Consider the following 10,118-nt stretch of genomic DNA (forward strand, 5'->3'; position numbering starts at 1 on the left):
CATGAGCCCCTCCTCCGTTGTGACCCCGGCGCGCTCGAAGGAGCGCACCGGGGGCACCCCGAAACCGTCCCGGCCCGAGGCCGGCCCTGCTCGGCGGCGCCGGACCGACGGCCGCCGCTGGGCCCCGCTGGGGTTCCTGGCGCCGTTCGGCACGCTGTTCGCCGTCACCTTCCTGGCCCCGATCTGCTACGCCCTGTACGAGAGCCTGTACAAGCTGCACCGCTCCGGGCTGGGGCTCGCTCCCCCCTCCGAGGTCTTCACCGGACTGTCCAACTACACGGACGCGCTGGCCGACCACGCCTTCACCGCCTCGATCGTCCGGGTGGTCCTGATCGGCCTGGTCCAGGTGCCGCTGATGCTGGGCCTGGCCCTGGTCCTGGCCCTGATGCTGGACGCCCGCCGCACCCCGTTCAAGCGGTTCTTCCGGCTGAGCTTCTTCCTGCCGTACGCCGTCCCCGGTGTCATCGGCGGCCTGATGTGGTCCTTCCTCTACCAGCCGGACGTCAGCCCCGTCTCCGCCGCGCTCGGTCACCTCGGGCTGCACGTCGACTTCACCTCCGACACGATGCTGCCGTGGTCCGTCGGCAACATGCTGACCTGGGGCTGGACCGGCTACAACATGATCGTCATCCACTCCGCCCTGAAGGCGATCCCGGGCGAGTTGACCGAGGCGGCGGAGCTGGACGGCTGCACCGGCTGGCGGCTCGCCTGGCACATCAAGATCCCGATGGTCCGGCCGGCCCTGGTGATGACCACCGTGTTCTCCGTCATCGGTATGGCCCAGCTCTACAACGAGCCCGTCATCATGAAGGCCGTCGCCCCCAACCTCGCCGGTGACTGGACGCCGATCATGGCCGCCCAGAACGAGGTCGCGGCGAACAACTACCACGCGGCGGCGACCCGTTCGGTGATCCTCGCGCTGGTGATCTTCGCGCTGTCCTTCGGGTTCATGCGCTTCGTCAACAAGCGTGGAGGAGCACAGTGAAGGCCACCGGCCGGGTCGGCCGGGCCGGAGTGATCGCCGTACTCCTGCTCGCCGCGATCTACTCCCTGCTGCCGGTCTGGTGGCTGGTCGTCTCCGCCACCAAGAGCAGCAGCGACCTGTTCTCCAGCAACGGTTTCTGGTTCGCCGGGCGGATCGAACTGGTGCACAACGTCTCGACCCTGCTCGGTGTCCAGGACGGCGTCTTCGGACGCTGGCTGCTCAACAGCCTGCTCTACGCGGTGGGCGGAGCCGTCGTGGCGACGCTGCTGTCCGCCATGGCAGGCTACGTTCTCGCCAAGTACACCTTCCGGGGCCGCGAGGCCGTGTTCAACACCGTCCTCGGCGCCATCCTCGTCCCGGCCCCGTTGTTCGCGCTGCCGCTCTACCTGATGTTCTCGGCGACCCACGTGGTGAACACCTTCTGGGCGGTCTTCGTCCCCAGCGTCGTCAGCCCGTTCGGCGTCTACCTGGCACGCATCTACGCGGCGGCGGCGGTACCGGACGAGCTCCTGGAGGCGGGCCGGCTCGACGGTGCGGGCGAGTTCCGGATCTTCCGGTCCGTGGCGCTGCGGGTGCTCCAGCCGTCGCTGGTCACCATCTTCCTGTTCCAGTTCGTGACCATCTGGACGAACTACCTGCTGCCGTCGTTGATGCTCGCCAACGACCGTCTGCAGCCGGTCACCGTCGGACTGGTCGCCTGGAAGGAACAGCGCGGCCAGACCGTGCCGTACAACCTGATCATCACGGGCTCGCTGCTCTCCGTCGTCCCGATCGTCGTGATGTTCCTCCTGCTGCAGCGCTACTGGAAGGCCGGTCTGACCTCCGGCAGTGTCAAATAGCCCACCGCCGGAACTCGTAGCCCGCCACCCGACTCACAGAAGGCAGAAGACAGATGAGTGAGCTGCGGCTGACCACGCTGACCCTGCCGACCGCACCGGTCGGCCCCGTCAACCCCCTCCCGCCCCTCTTCGCCGGGGCAGACCTGCACGAGGTCGCCGACGCGAGCCAGGCCGACGACGAGATGCGGCACAACATCGGCTACGGCCGGGTGCCCTCCGTCATGCCGTACCTGATGCAGGACGGCTACACCCGCGAACGGGCACCCGCCGAACACCCGGCCGCGGTACTGGAGAACGCCACCCTGCGGGCGACGTTCCTGCTCGGCGCCGGCGGCCGCCTCTGGTCCCTGGTCCACAAGCCGACCGGACGTGAACTCCTCTTCCGCAACCCGGTGTTCCAGCCCGCCAACCTCGCACTGCGGGGAGCCTGGCTGGCCGGCGGCGTGGAGTGGAACATCGGCACCATCGGCCACGCCCCCACCACCTGCGAACCCCTGCACGCCGCGCGCGTGCTGCGCCCGGACGGTACCCCGGTGCTGCGGATGTGGGAGTACGAGCGCATCCGCGGCGTCGTCCACCAGATCGACGCGTGCCTGCCGGAGGACTCCCGGGTCCTGCTCGTCCACGTCCGCATCACCAACCCGCGCGACACGGCGGTACCGATGTACTGGTGGTCGAACATCGCGGTACCCGAGGCACCGGACGTCCGGGTGCTGTCCCCGGCGGACGCGGCGTGGCAGTTCTCCTACGACCGCCGCGTGCGGCGCGTCGCACTCCCCGCCCCCGACGGCACCGACCTGACCCGCACCACGCGGTCCCGGGACGCGGCCGACTACTTCTTCGACATCCCCGACGGCCGCCGACGCTGGATCGCCGCGCTCGACGCCGGCGGCCGGGGCCTGGTCCAGGCGTCGACGGACCGACTGCGCGGCCGCAAGCTGTTCCTCTGGGGACAGGGCGAGGGGGGACGGCACTGGCAGGACTGGCTGTCCGAGCCGGGCAGCTCCTACCTGGAGATCCAGGCCGGCCTGGCCCGCACCCAGCTCGAACACGTGCGGATGCCCGCCGGAGCGCGATGGTCCTGGACGGAGGCCTACGGACTCCTGGAGGCCGACCCCGGCGCGGTCCACGGCGAGGACTGGGCCGCGGCGTGCGAGGCGGCCCGCGACGGCGTCGACGCACTCGTGCCGGCGAGCGTACTGGAGGCCGAACTCGCCTCGGCCGACGCCTTGTCGGACCAGGAACCGATCGAGATCCTGGCGACCGGGTCCGGCTGGGGCGCCCTGGAGCGCCACCGTCGGACCCACGCCGGCGAACCCGCCCTGGAGGTGTCCGGCACCCCCTTCCCGGACTCGACGCTCGGTCCCGAACAGGAGCCGTGGCTGGAACTCCTCGAGCACGGGCGCCTCTCCCCGGCCGCGCCGGCGCAGGCACCGGTCTCCTACCAGGTCGACCCCGCCTGGGAGGAGGCGCTCGGGAAGGCCGACGGCTGGCTCGCCCAGCTGCACCTCGGAGTCCTGCGCGCCTACGCGGGTGACCTGGACGGCGCCCGCAGGAGCTGGTCGCGCTCGGTCGGGAGCCGGCCCACCGCCTGGGCCTGGCGCAACCTCGCCGTCCTCGCCGACCGTGTCGGCGACCTCACCGAAGCGGCCCGCGCCTACCGCGAGGCCCTCCGCCTGGAACCCGCCCTGCTGCCACTGGCCCTGGAGGCGGCCGGGGTCCTGCTGCGCGCCGGAGCGCCGCAGGAGGTCCTGTCGCTGCTCGCCGCCCTGCCCCCGGCCCACCGCTCCCTGGGCCGGGTCCGCTGGGCCGAGGCCCGCGCCGCACTCGACTGCGGCGACACCGGGCGCTGCGGCCGAATCCTGCAGGAGGGCATCGAACTGGCCGACGTGCGCGAAGGCGAAGGCACCCTGCACGAACTGTGGTTCGCCCACCAGCGCGCGATCCGCGGTGCCGAGCCCGCCGCCCCGCTGCCGCGGGCGTACGACTTCCGGATGCTCGCCGCGGGCTGAGCGGCGCCGACACGGCTCCGGTCCCCCGGAGCCGAACCCGGTCGCGGGCCACCGGCAGCGGACGACCCGCCGGCCACCGTGATCCGACCCGTACGCCGACGACGCACGGGGCGGCCGTACCCGGCCGCCCCGCGCGTTCTCGGCTCCCGGCGCGCGGCAACCAGGAGCCGACCGGTGCCGGCCGAGCCGGCGGCACTTCACCGCCCCCCTCGTGGCCGGAATTTCTGTTATGCCAATTGACACAGCATCAAACCGACTCCTACGCTCCCGGTCATGGAGGAACAACCCGTACGCCGCGGGCGGCCGCGCAAGGACCCGGAACGGCTGGCGCGCTGGACTCCGCCGGACGGCTGGTCACGGCTGGTCGCGTGGATCTCGCCGGAGGAGAAGAAGGCGCTCAAGCACGTCGCCGTGGATGCCGGTGTCTCGGTCGCCGACCTGGTGCGGGCTCTGGCGAGCGGGCTGGCCGCGGGGGCGATCACGCACGAGGAACTGGTCGGGCAGGTCAGGAGAGGCAGGCAGGTCATGGAGAAGATCCCCACGCTGTTCGAGCGCGACGGCGACTTCCGGGTGGTGGACCGTCCGCGGGCCGAGTGCGCCTGGGTGTTCGCCGGGGAGGGCGCGCCGACGGAGAAGCTGGACGGCACCAATGTGCGGCTGACCGTCCGCGGCGGCCACCTGGTGCGGGTGGAGAAGCGGCGCAACCCGAGCAAGGAGCAGAAGAAGCGGGGCATCGTCGACGGCTGGTACGTCGACACCGACCCGAACGGTCCCGAGGACCGGTGGATCCTGACCGCGGCCGGCAACACCGAGGTGACCGCCTGGCCGGACGGCGAGCACGCCTGCGAGGCCCTCGGCCCGCGGATCCAGGGCAACCCGCTCGAGCTGGACGACCACCTGTGCGTGCCGTTCGACCTGGCGGCGCCGGTGTACACCGCCGTGCCGCGCAGCTACGACGGTCTGCGGGAGTTCCTCGCGGCGCTGGAGAGCCGCTACGCCCCGGGGACCCTGGCGGAGGGCATCGTGTTCCACCACCCCGACGGCCGCCGGGCCAAGATCAAGCGCAAGGACTTCCCCGCGGCGGCCCGGGTCTCCGCCCCCGGTGGGGCCGGCGGCGACCGGCGGTGACCGGCTGGGGCGTCGGGCACCGCCGGGCGGCCGCCTATTTGACGGAACCGGCGGTGAGGCCGGAGACGACGTGCCGCTCGATGAGGGCGAACAGCACCACCACCGGCACGATCGCGAGCACCGAGCCGGCGAACAGGAAGTTCCACTGGACGGTGTAGTTGCCGATGAAGCTGTTGATGCCGACGGTCAGGGGCTGGCTGTCGGAGCGGGTGGAGAGCGTGAGGCCCATCACGAACTCGTTCCAGGCGGAGATGAAGGTGAAGACGACCGCGGTGACGATGCCGGGCCTCGCCAGCGGCAGCACCACCTTCCGCAGCGTGCCGAACCGGCTCAGCCCGTCGAGCATCGCCGCCTCCTCCAGCGCCACCGGGATGGAGCCGATGTAGGCGGTGAGGATCCAGACGGTGAAGGCGAGGTTGAACGCGGCGTTGCAGAGGATCAGCGTCCACACCGAGTTGAGCATGTCGAGCTGGTGGAACTCGCGGTAGAGCCCGACCAGCAGCGCCGTCGGCTGGAACATCTGGGTGACCAGGACGAGCAGCAGGAACAGCTTGCGGCCGCGGAAGCGGGTGCGGGCGGTGCAGTACGCGGCCGGCAGCGCCACCGCGAGGGCCAGCAGGGTGGAGCCGCCGGCCACCAGCAGGGTGACCCGGAGGTTGGTGCCGAGGGTGGAGTCCCGCCACACGTCGACCAGGTTGGACCAGGCGAAGTGGCTGGGCAGGTAGCCGGCGTCGCGCAGTTCGTCGGCCGGCCGGACGGCGGTGACGACCATCTCCAGGTACGGCAGCAGGAACAGCGCGGCCAGCCCCCAGGCGACGGCGGTGACGACGAGGGTGCGGGGGCGGATCGGCTCGCGCCGGGCCCGGACCGTGACATGACGGGGCATCAGTTCTCCTCCTGGTTCCACCGGCTGACCCTGAGGAAGAGGAGGACCATCAGGACGACCAGGGCGAAGTTGACGACGGACATCGCGGCGGACTCGCCGATGTCGGTGTTCTTCAACTGGTACATGAACACCGTCGTGGTGGCGGTGTCGCTGTTGGGCCCGCCCTGGGTCATGCCCCAGATCACGGGGAAGGAGTTGAAGACGTTGATCAGGTTGATCACCAGGCCGACCAGGAAGGCCGGCCGCAGCAGCGGCAGCGTGATCCGCAGATAGGTCTGGAACGCGGTGGCGCCGTCCACCCTGGCCGCCTCGTGCAGTTCGGCCGGGACGGTCTGGAGGCCGGCGAGCAGGGTGTAGGTGGTGAAGGGCAGCGAGACGAAGACCGCCACCAGCATCATCCAGGGCCAGGCGGTGTCCGGGTCGCCGAGCCAGTCCCGGGGGCCGTCGATCAGCCCCAGGTCGGCGAGCAGCGTGTTGAGCACCCCGGAGGTCCGGTTGAGCATCCACTTGAAGCCGATGGAGGTCATCAGCACGGACGCCGCCCAGGGAGCGATCAGCGCCCAGCGGGTGAAGCGGCGCCCGGGGAAGCGCTGGTCGAAGAGCTGGGCGAGGGCCAGCGAGACGAGCATGGTGAGGCCGACCACGGCCAGCGTCCAGACCACGGTGTGCACGAGCACCCGGCCGAGGTCGGGCTCGTCGAAGAGCTTGCGGTACTTGTCGAGTCCGGCCGAACCGCGGACGAAGCCGCTGGTGCTGATCCGCAGGAAGGAGGTGCGGACCATCTCGTAGACCGGCCACAGGACCACCAGGACGATCAGCAGGACGGCCGGGCCGATCCACGGCAGTGGACCGAGCCGGGCGGCGAGGGAGCGGGCGGGCGGGCGCCGACCGGCCCTGCGGCCTTGTGGGGAAGCTGACTTGAGGGACACGAGGGTGCCTTCCGGGCGTGTGGGCCCCGCCGGCCGGGCGGCGCGCGGGAGGGCGCGCGCCGCCCGGCGGGTGCGGCGGGAACCGCGGGTGCGGCAGATGCGCTGCCGTGGAACCTGGGGAGCGGGCGGACTACTTGCCTGCGACCGCGGCCTGGGCCTTCTTCTGCAGGTCGCCCAGGACCTTCGCGGGGTCGTCGGCGACGGCGGAGCCGATGCCCTTCTTGAGCTCGGCGGAGACCGCGTCCCAGGCGGTGTCGCCCAGAGGGTAGAAGGCGGCGCCGGGCAGCAGGGCGAAGAAGGGCTCGAGGTCCTTGTGCTTGCCGCCCGTGCTCATCTCCTTCAGGGTGTCCTGGGTGACGGGCATCAGGTTGTAGGTCTCGACGAACTTGAGGGTGTTCTCCTTCGCGTACGCGAAGTCGAGGAAGGTCCTGATCTGCGCCGCGTGGCCGTTCTTCTTGAACGCCATGGTCCAGTCCGCCACGCCCAGGGTGGACTTGAGGGGCCCGTTCTTGCCGGGGATGGGCGCCACGCCGTAGTCGACCTTGCCCTCGGTGGCCATGGAGATCAGCGAGGGGTGGCCGTTGAGCATGGCGGTCTTGCCGGCGGCGAAGTCGGCGAAGGCGGTCTTGCGGTCGGTGGTGGCCGGGTTGGCGTACGTCAGGCCCGGCTGCACGAGGTCGGCCTTCAGCCAGCTGAAGGTGCCGACGTTGGCCGGGCTGTCGATGGTGTAGGCGCCGCTGCGGTCGGTGTGGCCGCCGCCGTTGCCGAGCTCCCAGATCATGCTTTCGCCCTGGGCCTCCTCCGGTCCCAGCGGCAGGGCGTAGGGGACGACGCCCGGCACCTTCGCCTTGATCTTCTCGGCGTCGGCCTTGAGTTCGTCCCAGGTGGTGGGGGGCTGGGCGATGCCGGCCTGCTGGAACAGGGCCTTGTTGTAGAAGAAGGCGCGGGCGGAGGAGACGAACGGGATGCCGTACTGGGTGTCCTTGACCTTGCCGGCGTCGGCGAAGGTGGCGATCAGATTGGCCCTGGTCGCGGTGGAGAGCACGTCCTCGGCCTTGTAGAGGAGGTCGTCCGCGACCTTGTCGGCGTAGCCGCCGGTCTGCAGGACGTCGGGGACGTTCCCGCTCTGGATCATGGTCTTGACCTGGCTGTCGATGTCGTTCCAGTTGATGACCTGGACGTCGACCTTGATGTCCGGGTGGGCCGCGGTGAAGGCGGCGGCGACGCCGTCCCAGTAGCCCTTGGAGCTGTTGGAGGCCTTGTCGCCGTAGTCGGCCGCGACCAGCTTGAGGGTGACGTTCCCGCCGTCGGAGCCGCTGGATCCGCCGCTGCCGCACGCGGTGAGCGTCAGCGCCGCGGTGGCGCACAACAGGGGGATGCCGAGGAGCCGCTTGTTCATGGCCGTGTACCGCCTTCGTCCTGCGAACCCGGGCCCGGGGGCGGGGGTTCGTTCCTGGGAGTGCAGAAGCCGAGCACCGCACCGGTGCGTCGCGGGGGCTGGGGGAGGCCGCCGCTCGGTGCACCTGCCGGCTGTCGAACGGGCCGCAACGGCCATGGCTGCTTGATTGTGCTTGAAGACAGCCAGGTTTGCGCAAATGTGAAGTGCCCGTTGCTCACGGAAGTATTCACGAGGGGCGCCGGGCGGTCTAGTTGCTGTTACCGGACCGTTGCGGACGTGCCGCCTGCCGGACGGTTCGCCCGCTCCCGGCGGACAGCTCCGACGATCCGTCAGATCTGTTGTTCTGCCTGGTCGGAGCGATCGAACGGGCTCGGGGTCCGGTCGGCGGGGGATCGCGTCGACCGCTGGGCGCAGGGCCCGGCGCGGGCCGGCGGGCGGGCCGTGGAGTGCGGCGCGGCCCTCTGCTCAATTTTGTTTGCAAGGGGTGCAAAAGCACGGGGCGTGCACGTCGGCATGTGCGATCTTGGAATGCGCTCGCGGACATGCGGTCCCGGGCGTGCGCGCCCCGGACGTGTGCATCCCGGTCGTGTGCACCCCGGTCGTGCACGAAGCCCCCGGCGATTCGGCCGAGGGCGGTCGCGGGTCCGGGCCGGGGGCCGACGGGATCGGAGCGGGCGGGGTGGGGATACGGGGCCGGGGGCCGGGGCCGGCCGGGTCCGGACGGTCGCCCGGGGTCAGGCGCGGAGCACCCGCACGCCGCAACCGGTGACGGCCTTCTCCTGCGCGCCGGTCAGCCCGTCGTCGGTGACCAGGTCGTGGATGTCCGTCAGCGGGCAGATCGCGGCGAAGGTCACCAGCCCGACCTTGCTGCTGTCCGCCAGGACGACGCCGCGCGCGGCGCTGCGCAGGAAGGCCTGGTCGGTGTGGGCCTCCATCTCGTCGTGCGTGGTGCAGCCCTCGCCGGCGGTGAGGCCGTCGACGCCGATGAACGCGACGTCCAGGTGGTACTGCGAGAGCATCCGCTCGGCGGCCGGCCCGACCAGCTCGTAGCTGGCCGACCGCGCGATGCCCCCGACCACCACCAGGCGGATCTCCGGCCTGACGATCAGGTCGGCGGCGATGTTGACCGCGTTGGTCACGATGGTGACCCCGCCGCGCTCGGCGAGCACCCGGGCGAGCTCGCTGGTGGTCGTGCCGCCGGTCAGGCCGACCACGGCGCCCTCCGGCACCAGGCGTTCGGCGGCCAGGGCGATCCGGCGCTTCTCGGCCTGCCGCTTGCCGTGCCGGTGCCGCAGCGGAAGCTCCAGATTGACGGTGCCGGTCACGGCGCCGCCGCGGGTGCGGTGCAGCAGGCCCTGGTCGTGCAGCTCCTGGAGGTCGCGGCGGACCGTCGCGGTGGAGACGCCCAGCAGCTCCGCCAGCGCGTGCACGTCGGCGCTCCCCGCTTCGGTGACATGAGCGAGGATCTTGGCGGTCCGGTCAGCTTTGAGCATGTCGGGGAGTCTAGACGAGGCTTGGTCCGTACCGCAGCGGCGCCTCGGGGGAGCGGAGAACGGGGCTTCGGTGCTGGCAGGGCGGCAGGTATCCGACAAGTCGGCCCTGGGGGCAAGATGCTCGGAACTGATTAAAGTACCCGGTACAGCGAACAAATTCGATCGACGCGCGCTGCCGACCGCCGCCCGTTGCCACGATCAGACCGGTGGGGCGGGAGGGTGGTGGACCGCGTCCTCTTCCCGGAGGTGACCGCGTGACCGCGGACCGACTCGCACTGTCCGGCGCCCGGCTGGTCCTGCCCGGCGGCGTCGTCGAGAACGGCCGGCTCTCGATCGGGGGGACGGCCATCGTCGGCCTGGGCGGCACCGCCACCCCCGGCGACCTCGACCTGACCGGGTACACCGTGGTGCCCGGCTTCGTCGACCTGCACGTCCACGGCGGCGGCG

At 71.3% G+C, this 10,118-nt stretch carries 8 protein-coding genes and 1 pseudogene; 5 read left to right on the top strand and 4 right to left on the bottom strand.

The annotated features are described in order from the left end of the window. Position 1 precedes the first annotated feature (1 nt). The 4 genes from ACIPYS_RS22520 (at position 2) to ACIPYS_RS22535 (ending at position 4,964) form a co-directional block, all read left to right on the top strand. A complete protein-coding gene (locus tag ACIPYS_RS22520; RefSeq protein ID WP_400748681.1) occupies positions 2–985 on the top strand; it encodes a carbohydrate ABC transporter permease in 984 nt (327 codons plus the stop codon). After that, complete coding sequence (locus tag ACIPYS_RS22525; RefSeq protein WP_400748685.1) at positions 982–1,824, top strand: carbohydrate ABC transporter permease; 843 nt, start codon at positions 982–984, stop codon at positions 1,822–1,824. Before ACIPYS_RS22520 ends, ACIPYS_RS22525 begins: the two co-directional genes overlap by 4 nt. Before the next feature lie 53 nt (positions 1,825–1,877). Beyond that, positions 1,878–3,836, top strand: a complete 1,959-nt coding sequence (locus ACIPYS_RS22530; RefSeq protein WP_093858511.1) for a DUF5107 domain-containing protein — start codon at positions 1,878–1,880, stop codon at positions 3,834–3,836. Between the two features lie 273 nt (positions 3,837–4,109). Further along, positions 4,110–4,964 (top strand): RNA ligase family protein, encoded by an 855-nt coding sequence (locus ACIPYS_RS22535; protein WP_093858510.1) that lies wholly within the window; start codon positions 4,110–4,112, stop codon positions 4,962–4,964. Positions 4,965–4,998: 34 nt separating this feature from the next. Here ACIPYS_RS22535 and ACIPYS_RS22540 read toward each other — a convergent pair whose 3' ends face one another. From ACIPYS_RS22540 to ACIPYS_RS22555, 4 genes are all read right to left on the bottom strand, one after another. Next, a complete protein-coding gene (locus tag ACIPYS_RS22540) occupies positions 4,999–5,850 on the bottom strand; it encodes a carbohydrate ABC transporter permease (protein WP_400748690.1) in 852 nt (283 codons plus the stop codon). Further along, the gene (locus ACIPYS_RS22545; protein WP_093858508.1) at positions 5,850–6,779 is read right to left on the bottom strand and encodes a carbohydrate ABC transporter permease; all 930 of its coding nucleotides are present in this window, start codon (positions 6,777–6,779) and stop codon (positions 5,850–5,852) included. The genes ACIPYS_RS22540 and ACIPYS_RS22545 overlap by 1 nt, the downstream gene beginning before the upstream one ends. A gap of 130 nt (positions 6,780–6,909) precedes the next feature. Then, complete coding sequence (locus ACIPYS_RS22550; RefSeq protein WP_093858507.1) at positions 6,910–8,178, bottom strand: extracellular solute-binding protein; 1,269 nt, start codon at positions 8,176–8,178, stop codon at positions 6,910–6,912. A gap of 734 nt (positions 8,179–8,912) precedes the next feature. Beyond that, positions 8,913–9,671 (bottom strand): DeoR/GlpR family DNA-binding transcription regulator, encoded by a 759-nt coding sequence (locus ACIPYS_RS22555; RefSeq protein ID WP_093858506.1) that lies wholly within the window; start codon positions 9,669–9,671, stop codon positions 8,913–8,915. Positions 9,672–9,925: 254 nt separating this feature from the next. On the opposite strand from ACIPYS_RS22555, the pseudogene ACIPYS_RS22560 reads away from it, so the two are divergent. Next, a pseudogene (locus ACIPYS_RS22560) lies at positions 9,926–10,118 on the top strand (N-acetylglucosamine-6-phosphate deacetylase); the annotation flags it as partial.

Source organism: Kitasatospora sp. NPDC089913, assembly GCF_044748625.1.
In the GTDB taxonomy this organism is placed as follows: Bacteria; Actinomycetota; Actinomycetes; order Streptomycetales; family Streptomycetaceae; genus Kitasatospora.

What these genes read in the sequence shown, in the direction of transcription:
- ACIPYS_RS22520 (WP_400748681.1), top strand. Translation starts at nt 2, where the DNA reads ATGAGCCCCTCCTCCGTTGTGACCCCGGCGCGCTCGAAGGAGCGCACC.
- ACIPYS_RS22530 (WP_093858511.1), top strand. Translation starts at nt 1,878, where the DNA reads ATGAGTGAGCTGCGGCTGACCACGCTGACCCTGCCGACCGCACCGGTC.
- ACIPYS_RS22535 (WP_093858510.1), top strand. Translation starts at nt 4,110, where the DNA reads ATGGAGGAACAACCCGTACGCCGCGGGCGGCCGCGCAAGGACCCGGAA.
- ACIPYS_RS22540 (WP_400748690.1), bottom strand. Translation starts at nt 5,850, where the DNA reads ATGCCCCGTCATGTCACGGTCCGGGCCCGGCGCGAGCCGATCCGCCCC.
- ACIPYS_RS22550 (WP_093858507.1), bottom strand. Translation starts at nt 8,178, where the DNA reads ATGAACAAGCGGCTCCTCGGCATCCCCCTGTTGTGCGCCACCGCGGCG.
- ACIPYS_RS22555 (WP_093858506.1), bottom strand. Translation starts at nt 9,671, where the DNA reads ATGCTCAAAGCTGACCGGACCGCCAAGATCCTCGCTCATGTCACCGAA.